The 15,387-nt window shown below is 71.1% G+C and carries 17 protein-coding genes and 1 pseudogene; 14 read left to right on the top strand and 4 right to left on the bottom strand.

Going from position 1 to position 15,387, the window contains the following annotated elements:
• Window positions 1-202 precede the first annotated feature (202 nt).
• From OG841_RS22035 to OG841_RS22025, 3 genes are all read left to right on the top strand, one after another.
• Window positions 203-1,099 (top strand): hypothetical protein, encoded by an 897-nt coding sequence (locus OG841_RS22035; protein ID WP_365121586.1) that lies wholly within the window; start codon window positions 203-205, stop codon window positions 1,097-1,099.
• 85 nt (window positions 1,100-1,184) lie between these two features.
• Complete coding sequence (locus OG841_RS22030; protein WP_328639934.1) at window positions 1,185-1,841, top strand: DUF433 domain-containing protein; 657 nt, start codon at window positions 1,185-1,187, stop codon at window positions 1,839-1,841.
• The gene (locus OG841_RS22025) at window positions 1,831-2,217 is read left to right on the top strand and encodes a toxin-antitoxin system, toxin component, PIN family protein (protein WP_328639935.1); all 387 of its coding nucleotides are present in this window, start codon (window positions 1,831-1,833) and stop codon (window positions 2,215-2,217) included. Before OG841_RS22030 ends, OG841_RS22025 begins: the two co-directional genes overlap by 11 nt.
• 66 nt (window positions 2,218-2,283) lie before the next feature.
• On the opposite strand, the pseudogene OG841_RS22020 reads toward OG841_RS22025, so the two are convergent.
• From OG841_RS22020 to OG841_RS22005, 4 genes and pseudogenes are all read right to left on the bottom strand, one after another.
• Window positions 2,284-2,724: pseudogene (locus OG841_RS22020) on the bottom strand (aminotransferase class I/II-fold pyridoxal phosphate-dependent enzyme); the annotation flags it as partial.
• 76 nt (window positions 2,725-2,800) lie between these two features.
• Window positions 2,801-3,061 carry a Txe/YoeB family addiction module toxin gene (locus OG841_RS22015; protein WP_103544660.1) on the bottom strand — a complete coding sequence of 87 codons (261 nt, stop codon included), beginning with the start codon at window positions 3,059-3,061 and terminating at the stop codon, window positions 2,801-2,803.
• A gap of 10 nt (window positions 3,062-3,071) precedes the next feature.
• Window positions 3,072-3,329, bottom strand: coding sequence for a type II toxin-antitoxin system Phd/YefM family antitoxin (locus OG841_RS22010; RefSeq protein ID WP_037676836.1), 258 nt, complete (start codon window positions 3,327-3,329; stop codon window positions 3,072-3,074).
• Between the two features lie 149 nt (window positions 3,330-3,478).
• Entirely contained in the window at window positions 3,479-4,681 is a 1,203-nt protein-coding gene (locus tag OG841_RS22005; RefSeq protein WP_365121590.1) for a pyridoxal phosphate-dependent aminotransferase, read from the bottom strand.
• A 129-nt stretch (window positions 4,682-4,810) separates the two neighbouring features.
• On the opposite strand from OG841_RS22005, the gene OG841_RS22000 reads away from it, so the two are divergent.
• The 11 genes from OG841_RS22000 to kynU all read left to right on the top strand — a co-directional run bounded on the left by OG841_RS22000 (window position 4,811) and on the right by kynU (window position 15,348).
• Complete coding sequence (locus tag OG841_RS22000) at window positions 4,811-5,137, top strand: hypothetical protein (RefSeq protein WP_328639937.1); 327 nt, start codon at window positions 4,811-4,813, stop codon at window positions 5,135-5,137.
• A gap of 402 nt (window positions 5,138-5,539) precedes the next feature.
• Complete coding sequence (locus tag OG841_RS21995; RefSeq protein ID WP_365121593.1) at window positions 5,540-6,064, top strand: DUF2617 family protein; 525 nt, start codon at window positions 5,540-5,542, stop codon at window positions 6,062-6,064.
• Window positions 6,065-6,152: 88 nt separating this feature from the next.
• Entirely contained in the window at window positions 6,153-7,793 is a 1,641-nt protein-coding gene (locus OG841_RS21990) for a polyamine aminopropyltransferase (protein WP_365121596.1), read from the top strand.
• Between the two features lie 70 nt (window positions 7,794-7,863).
• Entirely contained in the window at window positions 7,864-8,625 is a 762-nt protein-coding gene (locus tag OG841_RS21985) for an SRPBCC domain-containing protein (RefSeq protein ID WP_371566617.1), read from the top strand.
• 13 nt (window positions 8,626-8,638) lie between these two features.
• A complete protein-coding gene (locus OG841_RS21980; RefSeq protein WP_328639940.1) occupies window positions 8,639-9,430 on the top strand; it encodes an aldose epimerase family protein in 792 nt (263 codons plus the stop codon).
• A 10-nt stretch (window positions 9,431-9,440) separates the two neighbouring features.
• Entirely contained in the window at window positions 9,441-9,989 is a 549-nt protein-coding gene (gene pyrE, locus OG841_RS21975; RefSeq protein WP_328639941.1) for an orotate phosphoribosyltransferase, read from the top strand.
• Between the two features lie 128 nt (window positions 9,990-10,117).
• Window positions 10,118-11,149, top strand: a complete 1,032-nt coding sequence (fbaA, locus tag OG841_RS21970; RefSeq protein ID WP_328639942.1) for a class II fructose-bisphosphate aldolase — start codon at window positions 10,118-10,120, stop codon at window positions 11,147-11,149.
• A 66-nt stretch (window positions 11,150-11,215) separates the two neighbouring features.
• On the top strand, window positions 11,216-12,685 hold the full coding sequence (locus OG841_RS21965) for an MFS transporter (RefSeq protein ID WP_328639943.1): 1,470 nt from the start codon (window positions 11,216-11,218) through the stop codon (window positions 12,683-12,685).
• 68 nt (window positions 12,686-12,753) lie between these two features.
• Complete coding sequence (locus OG841_RS21960; protein ID WP_328639944.1) at window positions 12,754-13,167, top strand: DUF3151 domain-containing protein; 414 nt, start codon at window positions 12,754-12,756, stop codon at window positions 13,165-13,167.
• Window positions 13,168-13,316: 149 nt separating this feature from the next.
• Window positions 13,317-14,159 carry a tryptophan 2,3-dioxygenase family protein gene (locus OG841_RS21955; RefSeq protein WP_365121599.1) on the top strand — a complete coding sequence of 281 codons (843 nt, stop codon included), beginning with the start codon at window positions 13,317-13,319 and terminating at the stop codon, window positions 14,157-14,159.
• Complete coding sequence (gene kynU / locus OG841_RS21950) at window positions 14,152-15,348, top strand: kynureninase (protein ID WP_365121602.1); 1,197 nt, start codon at window positions 14,152-14,154, stop codon at window positions 15,346-15,348. The genes OG841_RS21955 and kynU overlap by 8 nt, the downstream gene beginning before the upstream one ends.
• Window positions 15,349-15,387 lie beyond the last annotated feature (39 nt).

Raw genomic sequence — 15,387 nt, 5'->3', positions numbered from 1 at the left:
CCAAAGAACCGGGGGAAAGAACTACCCGCCCGCCCACCCTCCCCAGCCGCACGGCCCGCGTCACCCGTCCGAGTGATCGGCTTGCAGGCGCGGGATATGGACGGCTACGTTCGCCGCGACAACCGCAAACAGATACGGCCCCCGGCCGGGACGGCAATCCCGAACGAGGGCCTGACCGATCAGGAAGAAGAGACCCTTCCCGATGGCTGACCCGAAGTCTAACGCGCCCCTGCGCGCCGACGCCGGAGCTCCGACCTCCGGCGTGATCCACGTCCGCACCCGGCTGACGGCCGACTTCACGGTGATCTCCAACGCCCTCGCCCAGCGACGCGGCAGTGCGGTCACGGTCGGCGTCGCGGCGTACATCTCCTCACTGCCTGATGGCTCGTCCGTGACCATCACCGCCCTGTGCCGGCACTTCGACGAGGGCGAAATCCTGATCTCCCGCGCGCTCAGGGAGCTTGAAGCAGCCGGATACCTGGAGCGCCGCCGCGAGCGAACGCCCGCCGGACAGGTCCGTACCCGGACGTACTTTTACGACGTCCCCGGCGGCGATCCGGACCTGGATCCGGATCCGGACGGACCTCCCGAGCCGCCGAAGCCGCGTCGGCCCCGCAAGCAAGCCGCCGTTGCGGTGGCACCCGCGCTCGCGCCCGCGGAGGAAACGGTGGCGGAGCCCGTTCAGGCCGAGGCGGAGACACCGATCCCGCTCGCCGACGCCGACCCCCGAGCCGTCGCCGTACTCACCGCCCTGCGCCGGGTAGACCCCCGCCTCATCCTGTCCGCGCAGGAAGCCGCCCGCCTCGCCCCCGCCGTCACCCGGTGGCTCGCGGCAGGACTCCTGCCCACGCAGATCACGGACCACCTCACCGCACGGCTCCCCGACCACTTCCTGACCCGCCCGGCCGGCATCCTCGCCTACCGGCTCAAGGAGACTCCGCTTTCTCTGCCCTCACCGGCAAGAAGCGCGGAATCCTCCGTACGTCCGGCGATCGTGCCCATGCGGAACTGCGACGGCTGCGACCGGGGATTCCGCTCGGCGGAGCCCGGCCGTTGCGGGGACTGCCGAGCCAGGGACCAACTCCGTGCGGCCGGCTGAGCCAATGACTGAGTGTGCGGTCCACCCCCAGGTGGGAGGCTTGATGTGGCACGATGCGAAATCCGGCGCCAAGAGGAGGTGGGGCATGGTCGACAGGTTCAAGGACGGGCTTCTGACGCCCACAGAGACCGCCTCCTACCTTGAGATTCCGCAGTCGACTCTCACGTCGTGGCTGAAGGGCAGGGCCGCGGGAGCGCCACTGGTCCACCAGGTCGAGCCGGCACGGAGGGGGCAGCCGTCGGTGCCGTTCATCGCGGTGGCCGAGGCGCACGTCCTTCGCTCTCTCCGTTCCCTGGGACTCCGCATGAGTGAGATCAGGGAGGCGGCAGCGGCCGTACGGGACGCCTTCGACACCCCCTACGGCCTCGTGTCGAAGCGGATCGCCACGGACGGCGTGGACATCTTCATCGAGCACGGTTGGGGAGATCTCCGCAGAGCACGCGACGGCCAGGTCCCCATCGACGAAGTGGTCTCCGACTATCTCCGCTACCTCACCTGGGAGCCGGGCGAGGACTTCCCCTCCAGTCTGCGGCTGAGGCAGTATCCGGACTCCGTCCCCGTCGTGATCGATCCGAGGTTCGGACACGGTCTCCCCGTGGTAGCCGCCAACCGCGTCACGGTCCAGGCCATCACCGACTTGTGGGAGGCCGGGGAGACCGTCGAGGACATCGCTTACGACTACGACATGACACCCGAGCAGGTGGACGCGCTCTGCCGGGCCGTGGTGCACCTTGCCGCCTGAGTTCTTCCTCGACCGGAACCTCGGTCGCCGTGTCGCGGAAGGACTGAGAGCCTGCGGGTGGACGGTTCACCGCATCGGGGAGGTCTTTCCCGACGACGGGCAAGATGTTCCGGACGAGGAGTGGATCACCTACGGTCTCGACCGATCCTGGGTCCCGCTGTCGAAGGACGGGCGGATCAAGACCCGGGACCTGGAGATCCAGCCCGTCCTGGAGCGTGAGGCCGTGCTGTTCTACCTGGACAACCAGCAGCTCCGCAGCGTCGAGATGGTCGAGCGTCTCGTCACACGCCGTGACGTGATCCATCGGGCCGTCGAGAAGGGCGGCCCTGCGGCCTACGCCGTACGGCACGACCGTGTTGAGCGCACCTGGCCATGACGGGCCGGTGCCCCGGTGGCGTCCTCCCGCACGCGTTGCTACTTCGCGGCTGGAGCCCACAGGGCGTCAATGCGCGAATGCCTTGCGGAGCCGTTCCGCCGCGTCCGCCAGGACCTCCGTGCGCTTGCAGAACGCGAACCGCACGAACGGTGCGCCCGCCTCCCGGTGGTCGTAGAAGACCGCGTTCGGGATGGCGACGACGCCCGCGCGCTCGGGCAGCGCGCGGCAGAAGGCGAAGCCGTCGCTCTCGCCCAGGGGGCGGATGTCGGTGGTGATGAAGTAGGTGCCGGCCGGCTTGAAGACCTCGAAACCGGCCTCCGCCAGGCCGCCCGCCAGCAGGTCCCGCTTGGCGAGCATGTCGTCGCGGAAGGCGGTGAAGTAGCTGTCCGGGAGGGCGAGCGCCTCGGCGACCGCGTACTGGAAGGGGCCGGAGGAGACGTACGTCAGGAACTGCTTCGCCGAGCGGACCGCCGAGACCAGACCGGGCGCCGCCGTGATCCAGGCCACTCCGTGTTCGCACACCTGTTGGTGTGCGGCGCGGGTCACTTGCGAGAAGGATGCTGTGCCCGACTCCCGAGTCCCGTCAGCTTTCGTAGTGATAGCGGCACTGAGCGATCAGGACGCCATCCTCGGTTGCCTTGTAGATCAGTCGGTGCTCGTCGTTGATGCGGCGCGACCAGTAGCCCTGGAATCCGTGCTTGAGCGGTTCCGGTTTGCCGATGCCCTCGTTGCCGTTCCGGGTGATGTCCGCGATGAGCGTGTTGATGCGCTTGAGGATTTTCCGGTCCTGAAGCTGCCACCACAGGTAGTCCTCCCAGGCGCGGGAAGAGAAGGTGATCTTCAACTCGCGACCCTTACTCGTCGGTCGCCAGCTCGCGCACGGTGCCGCCGCCGTTTTCCAGTTCGTCGATGGACGCGAGCAGACGCCGGGCATTGGCCGGACTGCGCAGCAGGTACGCCGTCTCCTTCAGGGACTCGTAGTCCTCAAGGGAGACGATGACGACCGGCTCATGTCCGGCCCGGGTGATGACGACCTCTTCGCGGTCGTCGGTGACGGAGTTGAGCACCTCGGCGTACCGCGCGCGCGACTCGGAATACGTCATGGTCTTCACAATCGGCCCTTCTTCCACGTACAGAAAATTGTACGTCTGCCCCCGTCGGTGCGGCAAGCGCCGAAATGACGGCCTCCGGCGCGGAAGGGCCGGGCAGGCGAGGTGTGGCAGGCGGCGGGGGCGCGTCGACCAGTCCCGCAGGGTGGAGGTCAGCCCGCGAATGCCTTGCGGAGCCGTTCCGCCGCGTCTGTCAGCACCTCGGTGCGCTTGCAGAACGCGAACCGCACGAACGGGGCGCCGGCCTCGCGGTGGTCGTAGAAGACCGCGTTCGGGATGGCGACGACGCCCGCGCGCTCCGGCAGCGAACGGCAGAAGGCGAAACCGTCGCTCTCCCGGAGGGGGCGGATGTCGGTGGTGATGAAGTACGTGCCCGCCGGCCGGAACACCTCGAAGCCCGCCTCCGTGAGCCCGGTGGCGAGCAGATCCCGCTTGCGCAGCATGTCCGCGCGGAATCCGTCAAAGTAGCTGTCCGGCAGCGCGAGCGCCTCGGCGACGGCGTACTGGAAGGGTCCGGACGCCACGTACGTCAGGAACTGCTTCGCCGACCGTACGGCGGTCACGAGGGCCGGCGGCGCGGTCACCCAGCCGACCTTCCAGCCGGTGAAGGAGAAGGTCTTGCCGGCGGAACCGATGGAGACCGTGCGCTCCCGCATCCCCGGGAAGGTCGCGAGGGGCAGGTGTGCGGCCTCGTCGAAGACCAGGTGCTCGTACACCTCGTCCGTGACGACCAGCAGATCCCGCTCCACGGCCAGTTCGGCGATCGCCGTCAGCTCCTCGCGGGTGAGGACGGTGCCGGTGGGGTTGTGCGGGGTGTTGATGAGCAGGAGCCGGGTCCGGTCGGTCACCGCGGCGCGCAGCTCGTCGAGGTCGAGACGGAAACCTGCGCCCCCGTCGAAGTGCGGCCGCAGGGTGACCGGGACCCTGGTCCCGCCCGCCATCGCGATGCAGGCCGCGTAGGAGTCGTAGTACGGCTCCAGGGCGACGACCTCGTCACCGGGCTCGACCAGGGCGAGCAGCGCGGCGGCGATGGCCTCCGTGGCGCCGGCGGTGACCAGGACCTCGGTGTCGGGGTCGTAGGCCAGGCCGTAGCGGCGCTCCTGGTGCGCGGAGACCGCCGTGCGCAGCTCCGGGACGCCCGGGCCCGGGGGGTACTGGTTGCCCCGCCCGTCCCGCAGCGCCCGTACGGCCGCCTCCCTGACCTCCTCGGGACCGTCCGTGTCGGGAAAGCCCTGACCCAGATTGATCGATCCGGTCCGCAGGGCCAGGGCGGACATCTCGGCGAAGATCGTCGTCCCGAACTCGGCGAGACGGCGGTTGAGCAGGGGGCGCGCACTGGAGGTCATGCCGGTCATCCTGCGCCCAAGCTCTGGAGTTCCTCAACTCTGCTTTGGCCCGTGAGGCAGAAGGGCATCTCCAGCTCACGCAACCGGCGAGGCGCCCACGGGGGGTCGCTTCGGGGGGTAACGGAAGGAGGGTGAGCCATGGTCATCGGCATCATCCTGGCGGTGTTCGCGGTCCTGTTCGTCGGGGCCCTGGTGTCCGCCGCGAACAGGAAGAAGAGCGTCCAGCTGGTCAAGCCGGTCAGGCAGTCCCGCGGTGGGCGGTCCCGGGCGCACCGGGACAGCTGGTGGGCCGGCGGCGCGACGGGCGCGGGCTCGTCCTGCGGTTCGTCGAGCGGTGACTCCGGTGGGCACTCCGGCGGCCACTCCGGTGGTCACTCCTGCGGCGGCGGGCACTCCTGCGGCGGTGGGTCGTCCTGTGGTGGCGGGTCGTCCTGCGGCGGGGGCGGATGCGGGGGAGGCAGCTGACACGGGGCAGCTGAGCTCCGGCAGGGGGAACCGCATCCGTAAACGGGGGGAGCGGGGGAGCGCGGGGGCGTGGGTCCGGACCTGGGTCGGGACGCACGCCCCCGCTTATCGCTTTTTCACTCCGGTGCTCCGGCGCACGCTCCGGCCGCCGTGGCGCACGCCGTAGTTGAACAGATGAGCTGGAGAGCCCACGCAGGGATGGAAACCCCACGAAGTTGGGTAAAAACGCTGTGGTGGCGCCACTGTTCATGATTCCCTCTCAATCACCAACGCAGCCCCTCGGACGTCCTGCGGACACCTCCTGACCTCCCGACTGGGCTGACCGGGCCGATCCCCCCACAGTCGCCCGGGCGTGCCGGAACCCCACACCACCCTTTCTTTGCGTGCTAGCGGAGCCGACCCATGCTCACGACCCTGAACACCTCGTACACCGACACGCGCGCGGCCGACCTCGCCTGGGCCCTGGGGCGCGAGCCGTTGCCCGCCCTCGCCACGCTCGACCTCGAAATCGGCCAGGCGCAGCTTCAGTTGAGACTCCTCGGCGCGTCCCACCAAGTGCTCCTTGAGGAGGACCGGGGCACCTGTTCGGAGACGGTCGCGTGCATCGCCGGCAGCAGTACGCCGCTGCCCCTGGGCGTGGCCAAGCGGGTGGGCGACTGGGAGTACGAGTTCGCCGCACGCGTCGAGGTGCTGTCGCCGGGTCAGTTCGCCGGAAGAGCACAGGAGTTGCTGGCTCTGGTGTCCGACCATCCGAACGGGCTCGCGGGGGTTTTTCCGGGCAGTCCGCACGCGTTCACGGCGCTACTGGCCCAGCGGTACGACGGGCAGGTGCACTGGCGGACCTGGCACGCGTATCCGCAGGACGGGCAGTTGGTGGCCACGCGGACGCGGGTCGGGGTCCGGGTCCCGGTCGGGACATCGGGTTGAGCGACGCAAACACCTGTTTCCCGGTTGCTCCTCAGTTCCACACGTGTGGGTGACGAAGCGTGCCACATCAGTGACGTACCGTCGCAACGTGATCGAGCCGCACGCCCCCGCCCCGCCCGGCGCTCCGCCGTCCTGGGCCGGGCCTGCGCGGCTGCCCGTCCGCCCCGGCACGGGCCGCTTCCTCGTCCTCGCCTGTGTCTTCGTCTGCGCGGCCTGCGGACTGGTGTACGAACTCGAACTGGTCGCTCTCGCCTCGTACTTGATCGGCGACTCGGTCACCCAGGCCTCCGTGGTGCTGTCCGTCATGGTCTTCGCGATGGGCATCGGCTCGCTCGTCGCCAAGCGGCTGCGCCGGCACGCGGCGGCGGCCTTCGGCGCGCTCGAGGCGCTGCTCGCGCTGGTCGGCGGATGCAGCGCGATGGCGCTGTACGCCGTCTTCGCGTGGACCGGCGACTGGGGCGGACTGTGGGCGAGCGGCCCGCGCTGGCTCCTGGTCGCGTTCTCCCTCGCCATCGGTCTGCTCATCGGCGCCGAAGTCCCCTTGCTGATGGAACTGATCCAGCGCATCCGCCGCCAGGACGCGGGCGGCGCGGTGGCCGACCTGTTCGCGGCGGACTACGTCGGCGCGCTGGTCGGCGGCCTGGCCTTCCCCTTCCTCCTGCTGCCGCTGCTGGGCCAGTTGACCGGCGCGATGCTCACCGGCGCGGTCAACGCGGTCGCGGGCGGCGCCCTGGTCCTCGGCCTGTTCCGCCGCGACCTGACCCGCCGGGCCCGCTGGCTGCTGCTGGCCGCCAACCTCGCCGTGCTCGGTGTCCTCGCCACCGCCGCCGTCCTCGTCGACGACTTCGAGCGGGCCGCGCGCGAGGCGGTCTACGGCGAGGACGTGCGCGTCGCCCTCCGGACCGGCGTCCAGGAGGTCGTCCTCACCGGCGGCACCGACGGCCGCCCCCTCGGCCTCTACCTGGACGGTCGCCTGAGGGTCGGCGGTCGTGACGAGCGCCGCTACCACGAGGCCCTCGTCACCCCCGCGATGGACGGCCCCCACACGCGCGTGCTCGTCCTCGGCGGCGGCGACGGCCTCGCCGCCCGCGAGGTGCTGAGGTACCCGGACGTACGGCGGGTCGACATCGTCGAGATCGACCCCGCGGTGGTGGACCTGGCCCGCCGCGACCCGGCGCTGTCCCGGCTCAACGGCCATGTGTACGGCGACGCGCGCGTGCGGGTGACCACCGCGGACGCGTTCCGCCGGCTGCGGACGGAGCCGCCCGTGCCGTCGTACGACGTGGTGATCGCCGATCTGCCCGATCCCGGCATCACCGCGAGCACCAAGCTGTACTCGGAGGAGTTCTACGGCCTGGTCCGCCGTGTCCTGGCCCCCGGGGGCCGTCTCGTCGTGCACGCGGGGCCGGTCTCCTCCCGTCCCCGGGACTTCTGGACGGTGGAGTCGACGATGCGTGCGGCGGGTCTGTACACCACCCCCTACCGCGTCGGCGGCCGCGACTCCGGCTTCGCCGCGGGCCCCGACCGCACGGTCGGCGCCTCCCGCGCACCGCGCGACTGGGGCTTCGTGCTCGCCTCACCGGAAGCCCGCCCGGCACTGGGCCCGGGGGCCCGGGGGCCGAGGCCGGCGACCCTGTCGCGGGAGTCCCTGGGGGCTGCGCGGAGGGCGGCGGAGGCGACCAGGATCGTAGGGCTGCCGGCGTCGACATTGGTGCATCCGCGCTACTGAGACCGAAGGGCGCGGTCACTTTCCACCAACGGGGGCGCATGACCGTCCCCCCTGGGTAGGCTCGGCAACCATGGAGCATGAGGTGTTCGTTCCGGTTACGGTCGAGCGGCTGACGGAGGCCCTGGGGGATCCCGTCAGGGTCGCCCGGGCGGTTCCCGGGCTCCAGCAGGACGCCGGCGCGGACCCCGTCGCCGGGCGCCTGAAGGTGCGGGTCGGCAGCCACTCCATCACCTACCGCGGCGCGGTGCGCGTCACCCGCCGGGACGACGGCTCCTACGCCGTCGAGGGCGATGCCACCGAGACCCGCGGCACCGGCTCGGTCACCCTCGCCCTCACCCTCCGCCTGCGCGACACGGAGGGTGGCACGACCCTGACCTTCGACGGCACGGCCACGGCGGACGGCCGCGTCACGGAACTCCCGCAGGACGCGGTGCATTCCGCGGTCGTACGGCTGCTGAACCGTTTCGCGGAGGCCCTGGGCGAGACGGAGGAGGCACCGGAGCAGCCGGAGGAGCAGCCGGAGCAACTGGAGCAGCGGCCGGAGACACCGGAGGCCGTGGAGACTCCCGAGCCCGTGGAGCCCCCGGCGCCCCCCGTCGACGACTTCACGGAACCCGCCAACCCCCCGGCCGAAGCGGCCCACGCCCGTCGCACGATGATCGGCCGCAGCGCCGAGGAGGTCGACCACGCTCCGCCCAGGGGCCGCTACGCCCCTGTCCCGGCCCCCCAGTCCGTGGCCTCGGGAGCGACCCTCCGCTGGGCGGCCCCGGCGGCGGCAGTGGTCCTGGCATCGGCGATCGTGGTGACCCGAGTACTGAGAAAACGCCGTTGAGTAGTGTCATCCCGTGAGCCATGAAGACATCACACTGACCGCGGGCGACGCGGAAGTGACCTTGCAGCCGGGAAACGGTGGACGGGTCGGGGGACTTCGGGTCGGAGGCGTCGAACTGCTGCGGCAGGGAGAGCGCTTCGGGTGCTTCCCGATGATCCCCTGGTGCGGCCGCATCCGGGACGGACGGTTCCGTGACGGCGCCGACGTCCACCAGATGCCGCTCAACTCCCCACCGCACGCCATCCACGGCACGGCCCGCGACGGCGCCTGGAGCATCGCCCGCACGACCGCCGACGAGGCCGTCCTCACGTACGACCTCGTCAAGCCCTGGCCCTACTCGGGCCGCATCACCCAGATCGCGGCGCTCACCCCGGACGCCCTGACGCTCACGATGTCCGTGGAGACGTACGACTCCTCCTTCCCGGCCCAGATCGGCTGGCACCCCTGGTTCCACCGCACCCTCGAAGGCGGCGAGCCGGTCCGGCTCGACTTCACCGCCGCCTGGCAGGAGGAGCGCGGCGACGACCACCTGCCCACCGGCAACCGCGTCGAGCCCAAGCCGAGCCCCTGGGACGACTGCTTCGGCATGCCCGGCGGCGTCGACGTCAGGCTCACCTGGCCCGGGCAGCTGGAGCTGAAGGTCGCCAGCCGCGAGGAGTGGGTCGTGGTGTACGACGAGCAGGAGGCCGCCGTCTGCGTGGAGCCGCAGACAGGGCCGCCCAACGGCCTCAACACGCTCCCGCGCCTGGTCACGCCCCTGGAGCCGCTGGAGGCCTCGACGACCTGGAGCTGGCGCCGCCTCTAAGCTGACAGGCATGACTGACGCACACGCCGCCCTGAAGCAGCAGATCCTCGACAAGGCCGTGGTGCACGGCAAGGTGACCCTGTCGTCCGGCCTGGAGGCCGACTACTACGTCGACCTTCGCCTGGTGACCCTCGACGGCGAGGCCGCTCCCCTGGTCGGGCAGGTGCTGCTCGACCTGACCGCCGACCTGGAGTTCGACGCGGTCGGCGGTCTGACGATGGGCGCGGACCCGGTCGGCACGGCCATGCTGCACGCCGCCGCCGCGCGCGGGCGCAGGCTCGACGCCTTCGTCGTACGGAAGGCGGCGAAGGCGCACGGCATGCAGAAGCGGGTGGAGGGGCCGGACATCGCGGGGCGCCGGGTCCTGGTCGTCGAGGACACCTCCACCACCGGGAACTCCCCGCTCGAAGCGGTCGCGGCCGTGCGTGAGGCGGGCGCCGAGGTCGTCGCCGTCGCCACGATCGTCGACCGGGCCACCGGCGCCGCAGAGAAGATCGAGCAGGGTGCGGGAGTGCCGTACCGCTTCGCGTACTCGAAGGACGAGCTGGGCCTGGACTGACCGCGGGATGGACCTTCCGGCCAAGTCTGGAAAGATGGGGCCGACGATGACGTCGAACCCCCACACAAGGTCTAGGTCAGGGCCGTAAGCACGCAGTACGCCAACCCGCAGATACAAGGAGCGGACAGATGCCCATCGCAACCCCCGAGGTCTACAACGAGATGCTCGACCGGGCGAAGGCAGGCAGGTTCGCCTACCCGGCCATCAATGTGACCTCGACCCAGACCCTGCACGCTGCGCTGCGCGGCTTCGCGGAGGCCGAGAGCGACGGCATCATCCAGATCTCGACCGGTGGTGCCGAGTTCCTGGGCGGCCAGTACAGCAAGGAGATGGTCACGGGTTCCGTGGCCCTCGCCGAGTTCGCGCACATCGTCGCCGAGAAGTACCCGGTCACCGTCGCGCTGCACACCGACCACTGCCCCAAGGACAAGCTCGACGGGTACGTACGCCCGCTGATCGCCGTGTCCGAGGAGCGCGTGAAGGCCGGCGGCAACCCGCTGTTCCAGTCGCACATGTGGGACGGCTCGGCGGAGACCCTCGCCGACAACCTCTCCATCGCCCAGGAGCTCCTGGAGCGCGCCCGCGCCGCCAAGATCATCCTCGAGGTCGAGATCACCCCGACCGGCGGCGAGGAGGACGGCGTCTCGCACGAGATCAACGACTCCCTGTACACGACCGTCGACGACGCGATCCGTACGGCCGAGGCGCTCGGGCTCGGTGAGAAGGGGCGCTACCTGCTGGCCGCCTCCTTCGGCAACGTCCACGGTGTGTACAAGCCGGGCAACGTCGTCCTCCGCCCCGACCTGCTGAAGGAGCTGAACGACGGCGTGGCCGCCAAGTTCGGCAAGCCGGCCGGGTCCCAGCCGTTCGACTTCGTCTTCCACGGCGGCTCCGGCTCCACGGAGGAGGAGATCCGCACCGCGCTGGAGAACGGCGTCGTCAAGATGAACATCGACACCGACACCCAGTACGCCTTCACGCGTCCGGTCGCCGACCACATGTTCCGCAACTACGACGGCGTCCTGAAGGTCGACGGCGAGGTCGGCTCCAAGAAGACCTACGACCCGCGCACCTGGGGCAAGCTGGCCGAGGCTTCGATGGCCGCCCGTGTCGTCGAGGCGACGCAGAACCTGCGCTCGGCGGGCACGAAGATCAAGTAAGGCTCTTCACGGCTGTCTACGGTGAGCCCGGTGCTACGGCGCCGGGCTCGCTGTATACCTGGGGTCATGCCCGACGTCCGGCTGGCCTCGCCGCAAGGCAAGTGGATCCTGCTCACCACCGTCCTCGGCTCCAGCATGGCGCTGCTGGACTCGACCGTCGTCAACGTCGCCCTGCCGGCCATCGGCCGCGACCTGGACGCCGACCTCGCCGCCCTCCAGTGGACGGTCAACGCGTACATGTTGACGCTGGCCGGGCTGATCCTGCTCGGCGGCTCCCTCGGGGACCGGTACGGCCGCCGCAAGGTCTTCGTGGTGGGTGTCGTGTGGTTCGCGGCGGCCTCCCTGCTGTGCGGCCTCGCTCCGAACGCGCCCGTCCTCGTCGCCGCCCGGGCCCTCCAGGGGGTGGGCGGCGCCCTGCTCACACCGGGGTCGCTGGCGTTGATCCAGGCCTCCTTCCATCCCGACGACCGGGGCCGGGCCGTGGGGCTGTGGTCCGGGTTCGGCGGTGTCGGGGCGGCCGTCGGCCCCTTCGTGGGCGGCTGGCTGGTGGACGGCCCGGGCTGGCGCTGGGTGTTCCTGCTCAACGTCCCGCTGGCCCTGGTGTGCGCGCCGATCGCCGTACGGCATGTGCCGGAGTCGGCGGACGGACGGTCCGACCACGGCCGGTTCGACGTGCTCGGAGCGGTCCTGGGCGCGCTGGCGCTCGCGCTGGTGACGTACGCGCTGATCGAGGCGCGGGGCGGTTCCTGGGCCGTGGCACTGGCGGCGGTGGGCGGGGTCGCGGCCGGGGTGGCCTTCGTCGCCGTCGAGAAGCGCCGTCCCGACCCGATGATGCCGCTCGGGATCTTCGCGTCCCGGCAGTTCACCGCGGTCAACCTGGTGACCCTGTGCGTGTACGCGGCCTTCGGCGGGTTCTTCTTCCTGGGCGCCGTCCAGCTCCAGGTGGTGGTCGGCTACTCGGCCCTCCAGGCCGGTACGGCGCTGCTGCCGACGACCGTCCTGATGCTGCTGTTCTCCGCCCGCTCGGGCGCCCTGGCCGACCGCATCGGGCCGCGCATCCCGCTCACCGTCGGCCCGCTGCTGTGCGCCGCCGGGATGCTGCTGATGCTGCGGGTCGGCCCGGGCGCCTCGTACCTGGCCGACATCCTGCCGGCGCTGCTGGTCCTGGGCACCGGCATGGTCACGCTGGTCGCCCCGCTGACGGCGACCGTGCTGGGCTCGGTGGACGCCTCGCGGGCCGGGCTGGCCAGCGGCATCAACAACGCGGCCGCGCGGGCGGCGGGCCTGATCGCGGTGGCCGCGCTGCCGCTGGTCACCGGGATGGGGGAGGAGGCGTACCGGTCGCCTACGGCGTTCGACAGTGCGTTCGGGCGGGCGATGACGGTGTGCGCGGGGGTGCTGGTGGTGGGGTCCGTGGTGGCCTTCGCGACAGTACGGTCGCTGCCGCCGGGCTGTCGTCGGCCTGAGTGCCGTACGTACGGGGCCGTGCTGTCGCCGCCGCTGGAGGGGGAGAGGACACGGGGGCGACTGTCGTAGGCCGCCCGCGGGCCGGCCCCCACGGACCCGCAGACGAAAACCTGCCCCCGGCGAGGGAGACTGGACTCATGTCGATTCACGAGAACCTTCTCGGGGGCCCGCCCCCGACCCACCTCCCTGATGACCCCGAGCCCCGTGAACTGCTCGCTCAGGGGACCGCCCCCGCGGATGTCGCCGCGAAGTACCCGACCTCCTCGCTGGCCTGGGCCCAGCTGGCCGACGAGGCGTTCGAGCGGGGCAGCGTCGTGGAGTCGTACGCCTATGCCCGTACGGGCTACCACCGCGGCCTGGACTCGCTGCGCCGCAACGGCTGGAAGGGCCACGGGCCGGTCCCGTGGGAGCACGAGCCGAACCGCGGCTTCCTGCGCGCCCTGCACGGCCTCGCCCGCGCCGCCGGAGCCATCGGCGAGCAGGCGGAGTACGAGCGCTGCGCGCAGTTCCTGAAGGACTCCTCGCTCACGGCGGCCGAGACGCTGGGCTGATCCGTCACCGCTTTCCGGGCCCGCCTGTGTGACCAGGCGGGCCTTGCCTTTTCCACGGACCATGGAAGAGGATGCCCGGCGGGGACCGGGGCCCCGTGTCGGTAACGGCAGGGCGGACCGCTACCCGGAGTACACAACAGGAGACAGCGATGTCGTCCCATGAGGCTCAGGAAACGCAGGAGCCGGAGACCCCGCATCTCGACTTCCAAGGCACGACGCCGTACGAGGACTACGTCAAGGCGGACGTGCTCACCCACCTCCAGCACACCCTCTCCGACGATCCCGGAGAGATGGTCTTCCTGGTCACGACCCAGGTCATGGAGCTGTGGTTCACCGTCATCGTGCACGAGTGGGAGACCGCGGCGGGTGCGCTGCGCTCCGACGACGTGCCCACGGCCGTTGCCGCGCTGAAGCGTTCCGTACGGGAGCTGGAGGCGCTGACCGCCTCCTGGAAGCCGCTCGGCCAGCTGACGCCCGCGCAGTTCAACTCCTACCGCTCGGCGCTCGGCGAGGGCTCCGGCTTCCAGTCGGCGATGTACCGCCGCATGGAGTTCCTGCTCGGCGACAAGTCCGCGTCCATGCTCGTCCCGCACCGTGGCGCACCGCGTGTGCACGCCGAGCTGGAGAAGGCGCTGCACGAGCCGAGCCTGTACGACGAGGTGCTGCGGCTGCTCGCGCGGCGCGGGCACGCGATCCCTTCCGCCGTCCTGGACCGGGACGTCTCGCGCCGGTACGAGCCGTCGGAGGAGGTCGAGGCCGCCTGGACGGCCCTCTACTCCGGCCCCGAGAACGACGAACTCGCCCGCCTGGGCGAGGCGCTGACCGATGTCGCCGAGCTGGTGTGGCGCTGGCGCAACGACCATCTCGTCGCCACCCGGCGCGCGATGGGCTCCAAGGCCGGCACGGGCGGCTCCGCCGGGGTGGCCTGGCTGGAGAAGCGCGCGCTGAAGAACGTGTTCCCGGAGCTGTGGACGGCCCGGTCCCATGTCTGACCTCACCTTCAAGGCCCAGGAGCTGGACGCGGGTGACGAACTGGCGTGCGTGCGCTCCCGGTTCGTGCTCGATGACGTGGTGTACCTCGACGGGAACTCACTGGGCGCGCTCCCGGCCGCCGTCCCGGGGCGCGTCGAGGACGTCGTACGCCGTCAGTGGGGGTCGCTCAGGATCCGGTCCTGGGACGAGAGCGGCTGGTGGACCGCGCCCGAGCGGATCGGTGACCGGATCGCCCCGCTGGTCGGGGCGGCGGCCGGGCAGATCGTGGTCGGCGACTCGACAAGTGTCAACGTTTTCAAGGCACTTGTGGGGGCGGTGCGGCTCGCGGGCGGCCCGGAGTCCGGCCGTGACGAGGTGATCGTGGACGCGACCACCTTCCCCACGGACGGCTACATCGCCGAGTCCGCGGCCCGGATGGCGGGCTGCACCCTGCGGGCGGTGACCCCGGCGGAGGTGCCGGGCGTGCTGAGCGACCGCACGGCCGCCGTCCTGCTCAACCACGTCGACTACCGCACCGGGCGCCTGCACGACCTGCCCGGGCTCACGGCCGCCGTGCACGCGGTGGGCGCGATCGCCGTCTGGGACCTGTGCCACAGCGCGGGCGCCCTGCCGGTCGGTCTCGACGCGCACGGCGTCGACCTCGCGGTCGGCTGCACCTACAAGTACCTGAACGGCGGCCCGGGGTCACCGGCGTACCTCTATGTGCGCCGCGAGCTCCAGGACCGCTTCGACTCCCCGCTGCCGGGCTGGACCTCGCACGCCGATCCCTTCGGCATGAGCCCGTCCTACGCCCCTGCCGAGGGCGCGCTGCGGGGCCGCGTGGGCACACCGGACATCCTCTCCATGCTCGCCCTGGAGGCCGCCCTCGAGGTCTGGGACGGCGTCTCGGTCGATGCGGTGCGCGCCAAGTCCCTCGCCCTGACGGACTTCTTCCTGGAGTGCGTCGCGTCGTACGTCGGTGAGGGCCGCGTCGCGTGTGTGACGCCCCTGGCCCACGGGGAGCGGGGCAGCCAGGTCGCGCTGCGCTGCGAGGACGCGGGCGAGGTGATGAAGCGGCTCATCGAGCGGGGTGTGGTGGGCGACTTCCGGCACCCGGACGTGCTGCGGTTCGGGTTCACGCCGTTGTACGTCGGGTTCGCGGACGTGGAGCGGGCGGCGCGGGTGCTGGGGGAGACGCTCGTCCGCTGATCGCTCGTGGTGGCGTCGGGCCGGGGTGACGTACTCCCC

Origin of the sequence: Streptomyces canus, assembly GCF_041435015.1 — a bacterium.
Classification (GTDB): domain Bacteria; phylum Actinomycetota; class Actinomycetes; order Streptomycetales; family Streptomycetaceae; genus Streptomyces; species Streptomyces canus_G.
This window is presented reverse-complemented; position numbering and strand designations above follow the sequence as displayed.

Excerpts from the sequence above, each read along its gene's own strand:
- OG841_RS21960 (WP_328639944.1), top strand. The coding sequence starts at position 12,754 with ATGTCGATTCACGAGAACCTTCTCGGGGGCCCGCCCCCGACCCACCTC.
- OG841_RS21985 (WP_371566617.1), top strand. The coding sequence starts at position 7,864 with ATGGAGCATGAGGTGTTCGTTCCGGTTACGGTCGAGCGGCTGACGGAG.
- OG841_RS21955 (WP_365121599.1), top strand. The coding sequence starts at position 13,317 with ATGTCGTCCCATGAGGCTCAGGAAACGCAGGAGCCGGAGACCCCGCAT.
- OG841_RS22000 (WP_328639937.1), top strand. The coding sequence starts at position 4,811 with ATGGTCATCGGCATCATCCTGGCGGTGTTCGCGGTCCTGTTCGTCGGG.
- pyrE (WP_328639941.1), top strand. The coding sequence starts at position 9,441 with ATGACTGACGCACACGCCGCCCTGAAGCAGCAGATCCTCGACAAGGCC.
- OG841_RS22030 (WP_328639934.1), top strand. The coding sequence starts at position 1,185 with ATGGTCGACAGGTTCAAGGACGGGCTTCTGACGCCCACAGAGACCGCC.
- kynU (WP_365121602.1), top strand. The coding sequence starts at position 14,152 with ATGTCTGACCTCACCTTCAAGGCCCAGGAGCTGGACGCGGGTGACGAA.
- fbaA (WP_328639942.1), top strand. The coding sequence starts at position 10,118 with ATGCCCATCGCAACCCCCGAGGTCTACAACGAGATGCTCGACCGGGCG.
- OG841_RS21965 (WP_328639943.1), top strand. The coding sequence starts at position 11,216 with ATGCCCGACGTCCGGCTGGCCTCGCCGCAAGGCAAGTGGATCCTGCTC.
- OG841_RS22035 (WP_365121586.1), top strand. The coding sequence starts at position 203 with ATGGCTGACCCGAAGTCTAACGCGCCCCTGCGCGCCGACGCCGGAGCT.
- OG841_RS21995 (WP_365121593.1), top strand. The coding sequence starts at position 5,540 with ATGCTCACGACCCTGAACACCTCGTACACCGACACGCGCGCGGCCGAC.
- OG841_RS22005 (WP_365121590.1), bottom strand. The coding sequence starts at position 4,681 with ATGACCGGCATGACCTCCAGTGCGCGCCCCCTGCTCAACCGCCGTCTC.